The sequence below is a fragment of the Pseudomonas sp. LBUM1655 genome, assembly GCF_059716085.1.
This window is the reverse complement of the sequence record NZ_CP166801.1, coordinates 2,824,263-2,840,227: the sequence shown is the minus strand read 5'-3', so window position 1 is coordinate 2,840,227 and position 15,965 is coordinate 2,824,263. Positions and strand designations below refer to the sequence as shown.

The following is a 15,965-nucleotide window of genomic DNA, read 5'->3' as shown; positions in this document are numbered from 1 at the left end:
GCCCCGCGTTTATGCCGCCTGCCGGCGCATCGTCAGGATCGCCGCACCGAAACCGATGAACGTCGTCCCCACCACCCTGCTCACCCAACGAGACAGCGCCGGGCGAGTCAACACGCCCTTGGCCCGGGACGCCAGCGCCGCATAGACGCTCAACGACGACACTGACAACGCCATGAAGATCGAGGTGAGGATCAGAAATTGCGGCAGCAACGCTGCGCCCTGATCGATGAACTGCGGGAACAGCGCCGTGAAAAACATCGTCGCCTTGGGGTTGGTCACTGCCGTCAGGAAAGCCGACTTGTAGAGCTTGCCGCGAGTCGGTCGTGGCTTGTTCGCGGCACCCTCGATACCTTCCGGCAGCATCGGGCCTTTTCTGAACAACTGCTTGACCCCGAGGTAGAACAGATAACCGGCACCGATGATCTTCACCGCATTGAACAGCCACTCGGAACTGGCCAGCAAAGCACCCAACCCCAACATTGCGGCGGCCGACAGGCAAAACAGGCCACTGGCATTGCCCAGCGATGACCAGATTGTGCGGCGCTGTCCATGGGCAAGACTGTTGTTGATCGCCATGAGTGTCGCGGGGCCCGGGCTGGCGATGGCAATCGCGGCAACCACGGTAAACGCCAGAATCGAGTGAGAGTCCATTTTCAATGCTCGTGGGGAAGTGAGAGATGACATGTTACAGGAGCCAGGCAACCTGTCTTCCTGTGTGTGGAAAATCACCGTATCAAGGGCTCTGTGGCGAGGGGATTTATCCCCGATGGGTTGCGTAGCAGCCCAAAAAGAAAGGGCCGCTGCGCGCCCATCGGGGATAAATCCCCTCGCCACAGGGTTGAGAGGCTACTTCGGGCAAAAAAAAGCCCCGCGACCGAGTGAAGGCGCGGGGCAAAGAATTGGTTGGTTGCGGCCAACCAAAGGAGCTCTGTCAGATACGTTTACCGGGCGAAATCAGATGCAATCCTGGGCTGCCCGTTCAAAACTCGATGGCATGAAGTTCGAGGCCAGCAGGTGACGCTCGTAGAGAAACACCTTGCCGCCATTGCCGGCCTTGTAGGCTTCCAGCACGTTGTCCGCCGCCACCTTGCTCGGCACCACGATCCGGTAGCTGCGCTGGGTTTGCGAGACGGTCGGGTTCATCGCACTGCCCTGCAGTTTCGGCACAACACAATCGGCGTATTGCGCCGGCGTCTTGCTGGTCTGCAAGGTCAGCGTCGGGTCGTTCGGTGCGGAGGCGCAACCGGCGAGCAACAAGGAAGCAAAAGCCATGGCAGGCACGAATAAGGGACGCATCGGTGTAATCCTGAAAATAAAGGTTCGGTTCAACCGGCAACGGTCCAGCTTCACGGCGCCGCCGTTGCCATTTATGTTTTAAGTGTTCAGCTTGCCGACACCAGCGCTTTCAGCGAGCTGTCGAATTGCTTCAGTGCGTTGAGTTGCAAGTCGCGTTGCTTCTCGATCTGCGCGGCGATGTGCGGCGCTGCCTGGTTCTGCACCCAGGCAGAAGGCAGCTGCTTTTCCACGGCACCTTCGGCCTTGCCGATGTATTGCAGGTCGGCGTCGTAGAAGCGAGCGGTGAAACGCGCTTCGACCAGGCTATTGCGTTGGGTCATCAGACGGTTGAAGGTGTCGAGCTTGACCACCACATCCGGATGAGCCTGGACCAAGGCATCAAGGCTGTCGTAAACGGTCACGGACAAGAACTGCTGTTGCAACGAACTCATCAACCAGTCAATCGCCAGTTCCGGATCGGAACTATTGACGAAGGCTTCACGAATCCGCGAGTCCAGCGCATCTTTCGCGCCGTTGACCGCCATGTCATGGTAGCGCTCGAGGTATTGCAGGTTGTCCAAGGTGTTTTCGCTGTACAGCACACCGACGGTTTGCGAATGCTGCAACGTCGCGCTGCTGCCGGTGATGGTTTGAAAGTGACACGACCGGGCGTCATCTGCGTAGGTCGGTGCAGCGGCAGCGCCCATCAGCAGGGCGACCAGGGCCAGTCGAGTCAGAGTTTTCATCGCGCAAATTCCTTGGCTGCGTGTTCAATGGAGGCGATTTTCCGCTGATTGCCGACAAAGCAGAACTTGCGTTTCTTGATGGTCACTATTACTTCTAGCAATAGTTGCCCGATGTGCAGACTGATACACACTCAATCACAACTAGAAAAAGATGAATGAGGAAGCCTCCTTGAGAACGTTTGACTTGATCCGCGACGCCGTTCTGCCTGATTTCCGCGAGCGAGTGGCTGAATACCTGGTCCAGTACGAAAGCGTGTTGCTGAACAAAGACGGCGCCGATCCACAGCTGATTCGCGACACGGCCCATCAGTTGCGCGGTTATCTACGCGGGCTGAACACCACGCGGGTATTGGGCATGGCGTATTGGGAAGAGCTGGATCGACGGGTCGTCGATACATGGCTTGCGCCCGAGCAATAACGGATCGGCGCGGCGCCGAATGCCGCATGCGCCTGACCGGCCTCACCACACCAGGATGACCACACCCATGTCCAGCCTCGACACCTCACTGCAAGACAGCGCCGCGCCGCAAGGCGTTTGTTACGGCTGCGGCGGTAGCAATCCGCACGGCCTGCATATAAAGAGCCATTGGCATGACGACGGCGTGCACGTCCTCGCGGAGCATGTGCCGGACGCCAAATACTGCGGCTGGCCGGACCTGGTCTACGGTGGGCTGATCGCGATGCTGGTCGATTGCCATTCCAACTGGACGGCAATGGCTTATCACTACCGTGCAGAGAACCGCGAGCCCGGCACCCTGCCCCGCATCGACTGCGTTACCGGCAACCTGGGCATCAAGTTCATCAAACCGACGCCGATGGGTGTAACGCTGACTCTGCGGGCGAAAGTCGAAGGGGAAGTCGGGCGCAAGACCCGGGTGATCTGTGAGGTCTTCGCAGGGGAAGTGCTGACGGCGGTGGGCGATTCGGTTTTTGTGCGGGTCGATACCGGGGAACTGGCTAACGCGGCGCACGGGCGCTAAGGCCTGATAGCCAGACCTAGCGCGAGATACGCCGCCACCCATGTTCCTGCGTGAACGCAAGATTACGTTCACTCGAAGTGGAGAGGAAATTTGCCCCCTCGCCACAGCTGATGGCGATCAAGCCGTGGCTTTGGCCCGCGCCGAATGCAACTTCTTGTAGCTCTCGATCAGGCGCAAATGCCGATCCAGGCCTTCCAGCTTCATGCTCGTCGGCGTCAAGCCGTAGAAGCGCACGCTACCGTTTACCGAACCAATCGCCGCGTCCATCCGCTCGTTACCAAACATGCGGCGGAAGTTGGCTTCGTAGTCGGCCAGTTCCAGGTCTTCGTCCAGTTCCATCTCCAGCACCACGTTCACGGCCTGATAGAACAAGCCGCGCTCGACGGTGTTGTCGTTGTATTGCAGGAACGCTTCAACCAGGTCTTTGGCCTGATCGTACTTTTGCAGGGCGAGGTAGATCAGCAGGCGCAGTTCGAGGATGGTCAACTTGCCCCACGGCGTGTTGTCGTCGAACTCGATGCCGATCAGCGTGGTGATGTCGGTGTAGTCGTCCAGCTCGCTGTTTTCCAGGCCTTGGGCCAAGTTACGCAAGCCGACTTTGCTCAGACTGTGCAGGTTGAGGATGTCGGCGCGGAATTGCAGGGCTTTGTTGGTGTTGTCCCAGATCAGGTCGTCGACCGGATAGATCTCCGAGTAGTCCGGCACCAGAATGCGGCAAGCCTTGGCGCCGATGTGCTCGTAGACCGCCATATAGACTTCTTTGCCCATGTCTTCAAGGATACCGAACAACGTCGCGGCTTCGTCGGCGTTGGAGTCTTCGCCTTCGCCTGAGAAGTCCCACTCGACGAATTCGAAGTCGGCCTTGGCACTGAAGAAGCGCCACGACACCACACCGCTGGAGTCGATGAAGTGCTCGACGAAGTTGTTCGGCTCGGTTACGGCCTGCCCCGAGAAGGTCGGCTGCGGCAAGTCGTTCAGGCCTTCAAAACTGCGGCCCTGCAACAACTCGGTCAGGCTGCGCTCCAGCGCGACTTCAAGGCTTGGGTGCGCGCCGAACGAGGCGAATACACCGCCGGTACGCGGGTTCATCAGGGTCACGCACATCACCGGGAATTCACCGCCCAGAGACGCATCCTTGACCAGCACCGGGAAGCCCTGCTCTTCCAGGCCCTTGATGCCGGCCAGAATGCTTGGGTATTTCTCCAGCACTTCCTGCGGCACGTCCGGCAGCGCCATTTCCCCTTCGAGGATTTCGCGTTTGACCGCCCGCTCGAAGATTTCCGACAGGCACTGCACCTGTGCTTCAGCCAATGTATTACCGGCGCTCATGCCGTTGCTGAGGAAAAGGTTTTCGATCAGGTTGGACGGGAAGTACACCACTTCCTGGTCGGACTGGCGCACAAACGGCAAAGAGCAGATGCCGCGCTGGGTGTTGCCGGAGTTGGTGTCGTACAGGTGCGATCCGAGGAGATCGCCTTCGCGGTTATAAATCTTGAGGCAGTATTCGTCGAGGATCTCGGTCGGCAGCGCATCTTTCGGGCCGGGTTTGAACCAGCGCTCGTCCGGGTAATGCACGAACTCTGCGTTGGCGATGTCTTCGCCCCAGAACTGATCATTGTAGAAGAAGTTGCAGTTCAGACGCTCGATGAACTCGCCCAGCGCCGAGGCCAGAGCGCCCTCTTTGGTCGCGCCCTTGCCATTGGTGAAGCACATCGGCGAGTGCGCGTCGCGGATATGCAGCGACCACACGTTGGGCACGATATTGCGCCACGAAGCGATTTCAATCTTCATGCCCAGGTCGGCGAGAATGCCCGACATGTTGGCGATGGTCTGCTCCAGCGGCAGATCCTTGCCGGCAATGTAGGTGCCTGCTTCCGAACCCGAATGCGGCATCAACAGGGCTTGCGCATCGGCGTCGAGGTTTTCCACTTCTTCGATGATGAACTCAGGGCCGGTCTGCACGACCTTCTTTACCGTGCAGCGGTCGATGGAGCGCAGGATGCCCTGGCGATCCTTGTCGGAGATGTCCGCCGGCAGTTCGACCTGAATCTTGAAGATCTGGTTGTAGCGGTTTTCCGGGTCGACGATGTTGTTTTGCGACAGGCGAATATTGTCTGTGGGGATGTTGCGGGTGTCGCAGTACAACTTCACGAAGTAAGCCGCGCACAACGCCGACGATGCCAGGAAGTAGTCGAACGGTCCCGGTGCCGAGCCATCGCCTTTATAGCGGATAGGCTGATCGGCGATCACCGTGAAGTCGTCGAACTTGGCTTCAAGTCGAAGGTTGTCGAGAAAATTGACCTTGATTTCCATGCGGGATTACCAGAATACGGCTAAACGAATGGCGGCCATTATCCGGTTTTTGAGCGGGAAGTCTTGTGCTTTCGGGAATGGCCGCTGACCGGCGCCATGCCATCTGCACGGGCCTCACACTGTGCGCCGGTGCCCATTTCTGCACATAAATTCGAGCAAAGACTCAACACGTTCACTACGCTTTTACAGATTCGGACCACTGCACCACGAAGAATCTGAACGTCGCGCCCACGCCATTGTTCTAGATTCAGAAGACTGCGGATCAAGGACGAGCGAATGGATATTTCCAGTTATGCGGCGCCTGCTCCACCCCGGCAAAGCGTGGTCACCCGACGCCTTGCCATTGCCGTCGGCGCATTGTTCGTCACCGGGGTGATGGCCGCGACTGTCGCCCTGCTCGGAATTGCCGATAAGCTGGACAGCGAAGAAATCAACAAAATCAAGTTCTATTCAGCCCGCGCCCTGGAAAACCGTATCACCGCGTCGAAGAACTACATCACCAGTTATGCCTACTGGACAACGGCCTATGAACGCCTGAGCAACCAAGTCGACACAAACTGGGCATACACCGAGCAGAATCTGGGTAAAACCCTGTTCACCAGTGACGGTTATGACGGCGTATTCGTACTCAATCGCGAGCGCACCAAATACACAGTGGTTCGAGGGCAAATGCTTGAGGCCGATCTCTCGGCCTTCCTCGAAGTCAGCGCCACATCGCTGCTGGATAACGTACAAACCCAGGCCGACCTGACCCAACCCTTCACTACTTATTCACTGTTTGAAGGCTGGCCAGCGCTGGTGTCAGCGGCGGCAATCATTCCCAACGATCAAAGGCCGGTAGATGCTGCGCAGCAAACCTCTGTGCTGGTATTCGTCGACAAGCTCACTCCCACCAAATTACGCAAGATCGGCAGTGAGTATGGCCTGAGCAACCTGACGCTGGCGCTGGATGAAACGATTGACCCGGCCCGCCCCCGGGTGCCGCTGGGCAGCACCGGGTACAGCTTGATTGCCGATATGGAGCGGCCGGGACAACAGTTGTTGGGGTCATTGCTGCCTACCCTCGGCGCGACGATGGTGGTGTTAATGCTGCTGACCGCCTATTTCTTTCGGCATGCCTTGCGCTCATCGCAATACGTCGACCAAAGCTTCGCCGTCATGCAGACCTCGAACGAGGCATTGGAAGCCGCCAACCGCGGGCTGGAAGCCAGTGAAGAACGCTTTCGCGCGGTGGCGGAAGCCGCTTCGGACTGGATCTGGGAGGTCGATCGGGATCTGTCGCTGACCTACTTGTCCGCGCGGTTCAGCGAAGTGACCGGTTATCCGCAAACCTTCTGGCTGGGGCAAGATATTGGTGAATTGCTGTTTTGCGACACCACGCCACTGCAATTGTGGCTAAGGAAACTGCCCGAGGAAGGCAACACCAGCGACCTGCGTTGCACCTACCGCGACCACTCCGGCCAGCAGCGTCACTGTCGGTTGTCCGCCCGCTCGATCTTCGACAAGCATGTCGTCATTGGCTATCGGGGTACCGCCAGCGACATCACCGATGAAGTCGCTGCCCATGCGCAGATCCAGCACCTGTCGATGCACGATGCGCTGACCGGACTGCCCAATCGCAACAAGCTGGCGCGGTATCTGGATGATGCGCTGTTGCTCAAAGAGCACTCGCCAGCGCTATCGCTGTTGATGATCGACCTAGACAACTTCAAACCGATCAACGACTCCCTCGGCCATCCCGCCGGTGACGCGGTGCTGCAAGAAGTCGCCGTGCGCCTGCGTGAATGCACCCGCGACAACGACATCGTCGCCAGGCTGGGTGGTGACGAGTTTGTGGTGGTGCTCAACGGCATGGACAGCCATCACGAAATCGACAAGTTCTGCACCCGCCTGATCGGCAGCCTGCACCAGCCGGTAATGTTCGAAGACTATCCGCTGCACGTTGGCGCCAGCATCGGCATTACCTTGAGCCGCCGCCACGGCTTCGCGCCGAGCGAGCTGATTCGCTACGCCGACATCGCGCTCTATCAGGCCAAATCCGACGGCAAGAACACTTGGTGCTATTTCGAAGCGCACATGAGCGACCAGATCCAGACGCGCCGGCAAATGGAAGATGATTTGCGTCATGCACTCAAGCACAACGAATTCGTCCTGCACTATCAGCCACGCTACAAGATTGACGGCAAGCAGATCGTCTCGGTCGAGGCGCTGGTGCGCTGGCAGCATCCGAGCAAAGGCCTGCTAGGACCGGACCTGTTTATTCCGCTGGCCGAGCAGACTGACCTGATCGTCCCTCTTGGGCGCTGGGTGTTGCGTGAAGCCTGCGAAACGGCGCTGACCTGGCCGGAAGACATTTTGCTGTCGGTGAATCTTTCCCCGGCGCAATTTGCCGTGACCGATGTGGTTCAGGATGTCCGCGAAGTGCTGGTCGAGACGCGTTTCCCGGCCAGTCGCCTGGAACTGGAGATCACCGAGAACGTCATGCTCAACGACACCGACGGCGCGCTGACCACCATGAACGCGCTGAAAGAACTGGGCGTGCGCCTGAACATGGACGACTTCGGCACCGGCTATTCATCCCTCGGCTACCTGCGCGCCTACCCGTTCGACGGGATCAAGATCGACAAGCGCTTCATCGCCTCGATCAGCAGCGGCGCCAATGATCGGGCGGTGGTGCAAGCCATCATCGGCCTGGGCAAAGCCATGGGCCTGAACGTTACCGCAGAAGGGGTCGAAACCGAGGAGCAACTGGATATCCTCGGCAAGGATCAATGCAACGAAGTACAGGGTTATTTCATGAGTCGCCCGATCGACAAGGTGGCCTTCGCGCGTCTGTTGCAAACATCAAGAAGCGCACAGCCGAAGCAAAAGAAAGGCCGCGTCACGAGCGGCCTGAATCTTGAGGGTTTATAAGGTGAATCAGCACTGAGCAATAGCGCTGATATCAACCGTGGCTTCGACCTTCGTCGCGGGTGAACACACTGCTCGCATCCCTCACCAACTGACGCCATTCGGCGCTGGTGATCAGTCCCTGCTCCTCCATCTCATCAGCTGCCTTGAGCAACTCGTCGTACTGTTCTTCCGGGTCCATCCGCGGTTGCGACTGCGTCGCCAGTTTGCGCCATGCCGCCAGTAATTCTTTCTTTCGCTGATCGAACATAGGGGTATCTCGTGATGGACTCACTCGGTAGAAAGACACGGCGTCACGGTGGTTCAGTGAAGTCGACGGATGGAACCCCGAGAAAAGCAAATTCCCATGTGTTTCCTTCGTTCTTTATTACGTCGCACTGTTCATTGCCCGTCCCTGCCTGGAGTTTTCTCGATGCCCGCGTCCAAATCCCTGCCCACCGCGTTGTTGGGGCTGGCCCTTGCCTGTCCGGCCATGGCCGAGACTCAAGGTCTGGAATTGGGGCAGGTGCTGATTTCAGCGCAAGACCGCAGCGGCACGGACGCGGCTGTTGAAGACGCCAAGGCCCGCCTGGATCAGGTGCCCGGCGGCACGAGCGTGGTCGACATGCGCCAACCGTTGCAGGGTCGCGTGGCCAGTAATCAGGATGTGCTGGCCTATCAGCCGGGGGTTTATGCGCAGTCGGCCGGTAACGAAGGCGTGAAGATTTCGATCCGTGGTTCGGGCATCAACCGAGCGCCGGGCGCGCACGCCTCGGGGCTGTACACCATGCTCGACGGCCTGCCGCTGACCGGTCCCGGCGGCACGCCTTATGAATTGCTCGAACCCCTGTGGGTCGACCAGGTTGAAGTGCTGCGCGGCGCCAATGGCTTTGATCGCGGTGCGCTGGCACTGGGCGGCGCCGTCGATTACGTCAGCCACACCGGCTACGACGCGCCGAAACTGCAAGTGCGCTACGCCACCGGCAGCCATGGTTATCAGCAGCGCCAGGTCAGTTCCGGACAAGTGCTGGGCGACTTCGATTATTACGTGTCGCTGACCGATTCGAACGCCGATGGCTATCAGGATCACACCGCCAGCGAGAGCAAAGGCCTGATCGCCAACTTCGGCTATCGCTTCAACCCGAATCTGGAAACGCGCTTCTATATCCGCTACCGCGAGACCGACAACGACCTCGCCGGCCGCGTGACCAAGCACTCCATCGAGCACGACCCACGAGCGGCCAACCCGGCTTACGTCTCGCGCGACGACAGCCGCAAGCAGCCGGGCAGCACCTTCATCGGCAACAAAACCACGTTCTACATTGACGACGACTCAAGCATCCAGACCGGCCTCGTCTACCACGACTATCCGATGGACCTGCGCGAAGGTCCGAATCGTCTGAAGGTCGCCTACACCGACGTCAGCGGGACCTTCGATTACAAGCGTCGTGACACTTTGTTCGGCATGGAAAGTCGCAGCACCGTTGGCCTGCGCGTGACCAAACACCTGCCCAACGACGGCGCCAGTGAATTTGTGCGCATCCCCACCGGTAACACCGCTGGCTACGCGCCGGGCACGCGCATGCGCAACTTCACCTATCAAGGCTCGGACACCGTTCTGCATTTTGGCAACGACCTGGAAATCGCCGACGACCTGTGGCTGACCACCGGCCTCGCCGCGATCTACACCAGACGCGAAAGTGCAGTCACTTACCCCGAAGGCGGCGGTAAAACCAGCATGAACGACTGGGACTACGCGCCCCGTCTCGGCCTGCGCTACCAGATCACGCCTGACGTGCAAGTGTTCGGTAACCTCAGCCGCTCGGTCGAAGCACCGCACCCGTGGTCGCTGATCTACAGCTCCAACGTGCGCTTCCCGGCTGGCAACGGCGCCGCGACCGGCACTCAGAAGGACCCGATCAAACTGCAAAACCAGACCGCCACCACCCTCGAACTCGGTGGACGCGGCGACAGCGCACTCGGCGAGTGGAGCCTGGCGTGGTACTACGCGCAAGTGCGTCACGAATTGCTCTCGGTACTGCCGGACGCCAACGCGGTAACGCCCTACGAGCTAAACGCCAGCCCGACCGTGCACCAAGGCATCGAAGCCAGTTTGACCAGCAAACTCTGGTCAGCCGCCGACGGCCGCCAGTTGAGCCTGCGTCAGGCGTACACCCTCAGCGACTTCCACTATCGCGATGATGATCGCTTCGGTGACAACCGCTTGCCGGGCTTGCCGATGCATTACTACCAAGGTGAGCTGCGTTATGGCTGGCCGCAGGGGTTCTTTGCGGCGATGAACACACAACTGGTATCCAAAGTTGCCGTGGACTACGCCAATAGCTACTACGCCGATCCTTACGCACTGTTCGGCGCGACGCTGGGCTACAACGCACCCAAAGGTGACTGGCAGACCTGGGTGGATATGCGCAACCTGACCAACAAACACTATGCGGCGACGGTCACGCCTGGGTATGACGACAAGGGATTGGATGCGGCGCGGTCTACGCCGGGTGAAGGGATGGGGGTTTATGTAGGCGTTTCGTGGAGTTTGCTGTGAGGCTACGAGGAATTCCCAATGAAAGAGTGAGCCTGCTCGCGATGGCGGCAGAACCTGCACAATTGCCGGCTTTCACAACAGATCGTCGATTTACGCGATCACCTCAATCCGTGTAATCCCTACCTGCTCCGCCTGCTTGAGGATCTCCTGGGGCGTCGAATCGGCCGTGGGCATGATCAGGCTGTTTTCCGCATCGCCAAGATGCAGCTCCAGAAGATGCATCGCGGCCTCGTGATCGGCCAGTTGTGGTTGCTTGAGTTCGAACACGTGGGAGCGAGGCTCGCCGTTGAACAGGTATTCCAGGCGATAGGTGTGCATGGTGTCATCCGTATGAGAAAAGAGGGGCACTGAATATCCTGACGCCTCAGTCAGGCTTTTAGTTCAACGGCATGAAGCGCAGGACGCGAGCAGAGAAATCTCATGCTCAATCCAAACTTTTCGCGCCACGAGGCGTCCTCTGCTTACACTCTCAAACAGCTGACCCAAACTAAGGACTGCCGATGACTTTTTTTATTTTCCTTCTGGCCTGCGCGGCTGCCGCGACCACAGGGGTCATGTTCAAACCCGGCGAATGGTACGAATCACTCAGCAAACCCTCGTTCACGCCACCCAACTGGGCGTTCCCGGTGGCCTGGACGCTAATCTATCTGTTACTGGCCTGGGCCGGATACCGACTGAGCCTGATCCCGGGAAGTCAGACGGTGCTGGCGCTATGGGCGGCGCAGATTGCGCTGAATACCTTGTGGACTCCGGTGTTCTTCGGGGCGCATCAGGTTTTTGCCGCGATGGTGATCCTGACGTTGCTCTGGTTGGTGGTCGCGGCGATGGTGGTGATGGCCTTGCAACTTGATCTGGTCACCGGCCTGATCCTGTTTCCTTATCTGGCGTGGCTGTGTGTGGCCGCGGCGTTGAATTTTTCCATCTTGATCAAGAACCGCTGATGACCGATTGCAGCAGCAAAGTGCCGTGGCCACAGGGCGAGCGCGAGTTGGCGCAAGTGCGTGACTTCAACCGGAAGCTCGCCTGGTTGCCGCGCTTTAAAATCCGCAATCGCGTCCTGCCACGGATGATTCAGGCGCTGCTGCGCGTCAGTCAGATCGGCGGCGCGAGCAAGTTACGCAAGCACGGCCTCAAGGCAGAGCGAAAGGCGATTGCCGGGGGCAGCGTGCGGATCATTCGTCCCAAAGGGTGCGCGAAAGGCGTTGTGCTGGATTTCCATGGCGGCGGCTGGGTGATCGGCAACGCGCAGATGAATGACAATTTCAACATTGCCATCGTCAACGCCTGCGACGTGACAGTTGTCTCGGTGGATTACCGGCTTGCGGTATCGACGCCCATTGAAGGGGTGATGGAAGATTGCATTGCTGCTGCTCGCTGGTTGCTCAATGAGCACGAGTTTGCCGATCTGCCGGTAATTGTCGTTGGCGAATCGGCCGGAGCGCATCTGGCGGCGACATCGTTGTTGGCGCTGAAACAATCGCCCGACTTACTCAGTCGGGTAAGCGGCGCGTTGCTGTATTACGGCGTCTACGACTTGACCGGAACGCCGAGCGTGCGCGCGGCGCCGCCGGAAACGCTGGTGCTGGACGGCCCCGGCATGGTCGAGGCGCTGCGCATGCTCACGCCAGACTTGAATGACCAACAGCGCCGGCAACCACCGTTGTCACCGCTGTACGGTGACTTCAGCGGATTCCCGCCGGCACTGATGTTTGCCGGCGAACTCGATCCGCTGCGCGATGACACCCTCGACATCGCCGAACGCTGGTCGCAGTCGGCGCCTGTCGAGGTGTACCTGCTGCCCTCTTCACCCCATGGTTTTATCCATTTTCCGACAGCCATTGCTGACAGCGTGCTGGCTTACAGTCGGGAATGGATTTCGGCTCGGGTTGGGGGACAAGCACCGATATCGGATCATTGATCTTTCCCCCCACAACAAGTAAAAAACCTCTTCCCTTTTCCACCCACGCAAGGAGCAGCGGATGCTCGAACTCACCACCGAACGCCTGGACCTGCGCACCCTGGTCGAATCTGACTGGCCGTTGTTCCTCAGGCTGCATTCCGAGCCGCAGACCATGCAGTATGTGTTCGGCGAAATTGCCGAGGAGCAAATTCGCAAGGGCTTCGAGCATCGGTTGCCGGCGTGGGGGCCGCAATCGGATCACTGGTTGTGCCTGGTGGTGATTGACAAGGCCAGTCGGCAGGAACTGGGTGTGACCGGGTTCTGTATTCTCTCGCCGGGACATGCCGAAGTGGGTTGCCTGCTGTTGCCGGAGCATCAGGGCAAAGGCTTTGGCACCGAGTCGCGGCGGGCGATCATCGATTATGCCGCCGCCATCGGCCTGGACTCGCTGGAGTCGACCGTGACCGACGGTAATGTCGCATCCTGCAAGGTGCTGGAGAAATGCGGTTTTGTCTTCGAACGCCGTGTGCCGCTGGCCTATCAGATCGGTGACCGGTGGTTTGATGACCTGATCTACCGCTATCAAATCAGCTGATTCTTTTTCTCTGCGAACCGCCAGGAGGCCTCTCGTCGTGAATCCCTATCAATGCCTGCCATCCCGCGCCTTCTGGCGCACGGCCGTGGCCGACAAACCCGCGCTGGACATCGATCAACTGTGGACACCGGAATTCGAGATCGGCAACAAGGATGCCATCGTCACTGCCGGTTAGTGTTTCGCCCAGCACATCGGTCGGGCGCTGGTGGAGCGCGGCATGAATTGGCTGGACGCCGAGCCTGCCCCGGCCGGGTTGCCTGAAGTCGACTGGAAGGCCCACAACTATGGGGTGTTTTCTTTCCGCACCGGCAATCTGTACACCCCGGCGATGTTGCGCCAATGGCTCGAATGGGCATTGGGCTTGAGTGTGCCGCACAGCGAAACCTGGGCCCACGACGGGCGTTTCTTCGATCCGTTCCGCCCCGCGGTGGAGCCTGAAGGCTTTGCCAGTGAAGAGGCGTTATTCGCGTCGCGCGAAGCGACTCTGGCCGCCATTCGCACCGCCCTGCGCCGCGCCAAGGTGTTTGTGTTCACGCTTGGTCTGACCGAAGGCTGGCAACATCGCCAGACCTCTGCGCTCTATCCGATGTGTCCCGGCACCGTGCGCGGCACCTTCGATCCGCAGCTCCACCAGTTCCGCAACTTCGGGTTTGTCGACACCTATGGCGAGATGGTCAGGGCAGTCGAGTTGATGCGCTCGATCAACCCGCAGCTGCGCCTGCTGCTCACCGTTTCGCCAGTACCTCTGACGGCAACGGCCACAGGTCAGCATGTGTTAAGCGCCACTACCTACTCCAAATCGGTGCTGCGCGCCGTCGCCGGGCAACTGTGTGAAGACCTGCACGACGTCGACTATTTCCCGTCCTACGAAATCATCACCGGCACACCGTTCAAGGGCGGCTTCTACCAGGCCAACCAGCGAGAAGTCACGCCAGAGGGTGTGGCGTTCGTCATGCAGCAGTTTTTCGCCGGGCTCGACGCCGTCCAGTCAGTGCAAGCGCCCGCCTCTGCTCCCTCTACTTGCGTATCCAGCGAGGATCTTGTCTGTGAAGACGCCGTACTCGATTACTACGCCTAGGTTTCTGCTGTTGGGTGACTCCCATGCCGGCGTCATCGGCAAAGCGGCGCAGGCCCGTGAAGTGCCTTTCGGTGGTGGCCCGCTGGGAACCGGAAGAGATTTCGCCGTCGATTTCTTCAGCATCACCCGCAATGACGTGGTGTTCAGGGATGGCGAGATGGAACGCCTGTATCGCCAGGCCCTCGACACCTTCGAAACGCCGCAATTGGCGAAGGTCGGCGTGCCGCTGGTGAGCACAATCGGCCTGAGTCTGCACTACCTCGCCACAGCGCCGAACTGGACCTGTTACCAGACGCCAGAGGGTGAGTTTGACGCGGGATTTCTTGAAGGACCGTTGTTCGAATCCATCGTCGACACCCTGTCCCGGTCGGCGTTGGCATTCTATGAACAGGCACTGGCGATGAACCTCAAGGTGTTCGCCGTGTTACCGCCGCAACGGGTACCGGAGCTGTCCGACCCGCGAGTGTTCATGGCCGCCCAGACGCTGCTGATAAAGCGTCTGCAGGGGCTCGGCGTCGAGCTGATCGACGTGCGCGCGGCGGCGAACGATGAGCAGGGTTTCCAGCGTTCGGCGTTCTGCGAAGTGGATGACCCGTTGCACGGCAATCTGGCGTTTGGGGAGTTGATCGTCGAGCAGTTGCTGGAGCATGGCCTGTAGAGGCGGGGACATCTGTGGGAGTGAGCTTGCGCCCACAGACGTGCCTCGGGGGATCAAGCCTTGGGCTGCGTCCCCAGAATCGTCACCCGCTCGCCGTAGCGCGAATGCGGGAAGTAATCCCAGACCGCATGGTGCTGGGTGCAGCGGTTGTCCCAGAACACCAGGGTGTTAGGCGCCCAGCGTACGCGGCAACTGAGGACTGGCTCTCGGGCCACCAAATCAAACAGCATGTTCAGCAGCGCCTGACTTTCGCCACCGGACAACTGCACGATGTGCGAAGTGAACCCGGAATTGACGAATAACGACTTGCGCCCGGTTTCAGGGTGACGAACCACCACCGGGTGCTCAGTCCTCGGCAGGTTGGCCGGCGCCTGATAGCCCTTCCACGGAATCGCCCCGTCATGGATGGCGGTCAATTCACCGAGAAACTGCTGCATTGCCGGCGACAGCATTTCGATCGCCAGGTGCATGTTGGCAAACAACGTATCGCCACCGGTGCCGATGGCCGGAGTTTCCTTGATGTACAGCATCGAACCGAGGGACGGCGCGACATCGGCCGTGCCGTCGGTGTGCCAGGTTTCACCGGCGACGTAGCGTGATTGGGCATTGGCGCGGATCTCCACCAGTTCCGGGTCATCGCCGTCAATGTCCTCCACCGGCAAGGCACGCAGTTCGCCGAACAGACGGCCGAACGCCTTGTGTTCTTGCACCGTCAAATGCTGATCGCGAAACACCAGCACGTGGTTTTCCAGAAAAGCCCGGCGGATTTCTGAGAGCTGATCGTCATTCAGTGGTTGCGAAAGATCGACGCCGGCGACCTCGGCGCCAATGACCGGCGTGATCCGGTCGACGGTGATGTGCTGATACGGCGCGCGCTGTTGTGCGGCGATGCGCTCGATTGCCTTGAGTGCCAATTGATCCATGTTCCCTCACCTTTTTATTGAAGCGCCCTATACCCACTTCCCCAGCGG

16 protein-coding genes and 1 pseudogene are annotated in these 15,965 nt (G+C 59.4%); 10 read left to right on the top strand and 7 right to left on the bottom strand.

All coding sequences use genetic code 11. The annotated features are described in order from the left end of the window. Nucleotides 1-9: 9 nt before the first annotated feature. The 3 genes from ACA074_RS12680 to ACA074_RS12670 form a co-directional block, all read right to left on the bottom strand. A complete protein-coding gene (locus ACA074_RS12680) occupies nucleotides 10-651 on the bottom strand; it encodes a LysE family translocator (RefSeq protein WP_497679155.1) in 642 nt (213 codons plus the stop codon). A 303-nt stretch (nucleotides 652-954) separates the two neighbouring features. Then, entirely contained in the window at nucleotides 955-1,296 is a 342-nt protein-coding gene (locus ACA074_RS12675; RefSeq protein ID WP_187680807.1) for a hypothetical protein, read from the bottom strand. 86 nt (nucleotides 1,297-1,382) lie between these two features. After that, entirely contained in the window at nucleotides 1,383-2,021 is a 639-nt protein-coding gene (locus ACA074_RS12670) for an ATPase (RefSeq protein ID WP_187680808.1), read from the bottom strand. 169 nt (nucleotides 2,022-2,190) lie between these two features. Here ACA074_RS12670 and ACA074_RS12665 point away from each other — a divergent pair, with 169 nt between their 5' ends. Further along, nucleotides 2,191-2,439 carry a hypothetical protein gene (locus ACA074_RS12665; RefSeq protein WP_187680809.1) on the top strand — a complete coding sequence of 83 codons (249 nt, stop codon included), beginning with the start codon at nucleotides 2,191-2,193 and terminating at the stop codon, nucleotides 2,437-2,439. Nucleotides 2,440-2,506: 67 nt separating this feature from the next. Continuing rightward, nucleotides 2,507-3,001 carry a PaaI family thioesterase gene (locus ACA074_RS12660; RefSeq protein ID WP_497679321.1) on the top strand — a complete coding sequence of 165 codons (495 nt, stop codon included), beginning with the start codon at nucleotides 2,507-2,509 and terminating at the stop codon, nucleotides 2,999-3,001. A 117-nt stretch (nucleotides 3,002-3,118) separates the two neighbouring features. On the opposite strand, the gene ACA074_RS12655 is transcribed toward ACA074_RS12660, so the two are convergent. After that, nucleotides 3,119-5,314 carry an OsmC domain/YcaO domain-containing protein gene (locus tag ACA074_RS12655; protein ID WP_497617963.1) on the bottom strand — a complete coding sequence of 732 codons (2,196 nt, stop codon included), beginning with the start codon at nucleotides 5,312-5,314 and terminating at the stop codon, nucleotides 3,119-3,121. A gap of 276 nt (nucleotides 5,315-5,590) precedes the next feature. Between ACA074_RS12655 and ACA074_RS12650 the strand changes: the two genes are divergently transcribed. Further along, on the top strand, nucleotides 5,591-8,227 hold the full coding sequence (locus ACA074_RS12650) for a bifunctional diguanylate cyclase/phosphodiesterase (protein WP_497679154.1): 2,637 nt from the start codon (nucleotides 5,591-5,593) through the stop codon (nucleotides 8,225-8,227). 31 nt (nucleotides 8,228-8,258) lie between these two features. Here ACA074_RS12650 and ACA074_RS12645 read toward each other — a convergent pair whose 3' ends face one another. After that, nucleotides 8,259-8,474: a hypothetical protein gene (locus tag ACA074_RS12645; protein WP_187680813.1), complete on the bottom strand. Its 216-nt coding sequence runs from the start codon at nucleotides 8,472-8,474 to the stop codon at nucleotides 8,259-8,261. Nucleotides 8,475-8,636: 162 nt separating this feature from the next. Here ACA074_RS12645 and ACA074_RS12640 point away from each other — a divergent pair, with 162 nt between their 5' ends. Beyond that, the gene (locus ACA074_RS12640) at nucleotides 8,637-10,763 is read left to right on the top strand and encodes a TonB-dependent receptor family protein (protein WP_497679153.1); all 2,127 of its coding nucleotides are present in this window, start codon (nucleotides 8,637-8,639) and stop codon (nucleotides 10,761-10,763) included. A 90-nt stretch (nucleotides 10,764-10,853) separates the two neighbouring features. On the opposite strand, the gene ACA074_RS12635 is transcribed toward ACA074_RS12640, so the two are convergent. Then, on the bottom strand, nucleotides 10,854-11,081 hold the full coding sequence (locus ACA074_RS12635) for a hypothetical protein (protein WP_187680815.1): 228 nt from the start codon (nucleotides 11,079-11,081) through the stop codon (nucleotides 10,854-10,856). A 182-nt stretch (nucleotides 11,082-11,263) separates the two neighbouring features. Here ACA074_RS12635 and tspO point away from each other — a divergent pair, with 182 nt between their 5' ends. From tspO to ACA074_RS12605, 6 genes and pseudogenes are all read left to right on the top strand, one after another. Next, complete coding sequence (gene tspO, locus ACA074_RS12630; RefSeq protein WP_187680816.1) at nucleotides 11,264-11,704, top strand: tryptophan-rich sensory protein TspO; 441 nt, start codon at nucleotides 11,264-11,266, stop codon at nucleotides 11,702-11,704. Then, nucleotides 11,704-12,681: an alpha/beta hydrolase gene (locus ACA074_RS12625; RefSeq protein ID WP_497617956.1), complete on the top strand. Its 978-nt coding sequence runs from the start codon at nucleotides 11,704-11,706 to the stop codon at nucleotides 12,679-12,681. Before tspO ends, ACA074_RS12625 begins: the two co-directional genes overlap by 1 nt. Before the next feature lie 61 nt (nucleotides 12,682-12,742). Further along, entirely contained in the window at nucleotides 12,743-13,258 is a 516-nt protein-coding gene (locus tag ACA074_RS12620) for a GNAT family N-acetyltransferase (protein ID WP_187680818.1), read from the top strand. A gap of 37 nt (nucleotides 13,259-13,295) precedes the next feature. Continuing rightward, the gene (locus ACA074_RS12615; protein ID WP_497679152.1) at nucleotides 13,296-13,433 is read left to right on the top strand and encodes a hypothetical protein; all 138 of its coding nucleotides are present in this window, start codon (nucleotides 13,296-13,298) and stop codon (nucleotides 13,431-13,433) included. Nucleotides 13,434-13,445: 12 nt separating this feature from the next. Continuing rightward, nucleotides 13,446-14,336: pseudogene (locus ACA074_RS12610) on the top strand (GSCFA domain-containing protein); the annotation flags it as partial. Continuing rightward, complete coding sequence (locus ACA074_RS12605) at nucleotides 14,305-14,994, top strand: hypothetical protein (protein WP_497659411.1); 690 nt, start codon at nucleotides 14,305-14,307, stop codon at nucleotides 14,992-14,994. The pseudogene ACA074_RS12610 and the gene ACA074_RS12605, both read left to right, overlap by 32 nt. A gap of 53 nt (nucleotides 14,995-15,047) precedes the next feature. Here ACA074_RS12605 and ACA074_RS12600 read toward each other — a convergent pair whose 3' ends face one another. Further along, on the bottom strand, nucleotides 15,048-15,917 hold the full coding sequence (locus tag ACA074_RS12600; RefSeq protein WP_187680819.1) for a TauD/TfdA dioxygenase family protein: 870 nt from the start codon (nucleotides 15,915-15,917) through the stop codon (nucleotides 15,048-15,050). Between the last annotated feature and the right edge of the window lie 48 nt (nucleotides 15,918-15,965).

Excerpts from the sequence above, each read along its gene's own strand:
- ACA074_RS12670 (WP_187680808.1), bottom strand. The coding sequence starts at position 2,021 with ATGAAAACTCTGACTCGACTGGCCCTGGTCGCCCTGCTGATGGGCGCT.
- ACA074_RS12680 (WP_497679155.1), bottom strand. The coding sequence starts at position 651 with ATGGACTCTCACTCGATTCTGGCGTTTACCGTGGTTGCCGCGATTGCC.
- ACA074_RS12655 (WP_497617963.1), bottom strand. The coding sequence starts at position 5,314 with ATGGAAATCAAGGTCAATTTTCTCGACAACCTTCGACTTGAAGCCAAG.
- ACA074_RS12620 (WP_187680818.1), top strand. The coding sequence starts at position 12,743 with ATGCTCGAACTCACCACCGAACGCCTGGACCTGCGCACCCTGGTCGAA.
- ACA074_RS12645 (WP_187680813.1), bottom strand. The coding sequence starts at position 8,474 with ATGTTCGATCAGCGAAAGAAAGAATTACTGGCGGCATGGCGCAAACTG.
- ACA074_RS12650 (WP_497679154.1), top strand. The coding sequence starts at position 5,591 with ATGGATATTTCCAGTTATGCGGCGCCTGCTCCACCCCGGCAAAGCGTG.
- ACA074_RS12625 (WP_497617956.1), top strand. The coding sequence starts at position 11,704 with ATGACCGATTGCAGCAGCAAAGTGCCGTGGCCACAGGGCGAGCGCGAG.
- ACA074_RS12660 (WP_497679321.1), top strand. The coding sequence starts at position 2,507 with ATGTCCAGCCTCGACACCTCACTGCAAGACAGCGCCGCGCCGCAAGGC.
- tspO (WP_187680816.1), top strand. The coding sequence starts at position 11,264 with ATGACTTTTTTTATTTTCCTTCTGGCCTGCGCGGCTGCCGCGACCACA.
- ACA074_RS12640 (WP_497679153.1), top strand. The coding sequence starts at position 8,637 with ATGCCCGCGTCCAAATCCCTGCCCACCGCGTTGTTGGGGCTGGCCCTT.
- ACA074_RS12600 (WP_187680819.1), bottom strand. The coding sequence starts at position 15,917 with ATGGATCAATTGGCACTCAAGGCAATCGAGCGCATCGCCGCACAACAG.
- ACA074_RS12675 (WP_187680807.1), bottom strand. The coding sequence starts at position 1,296 with ATGCGTCCCTTATTCGTGCCTGCCATGGCTTTTGCTTCCTTGTTGCTC.
- ACA074_RS12635 (WP_187680815.1), bottom strand. The coding sequence starts at position 11,081 with ATGCACACCTATCGCCTGGAATACCTGTTCAACGGCGAGCCTCGCTCC.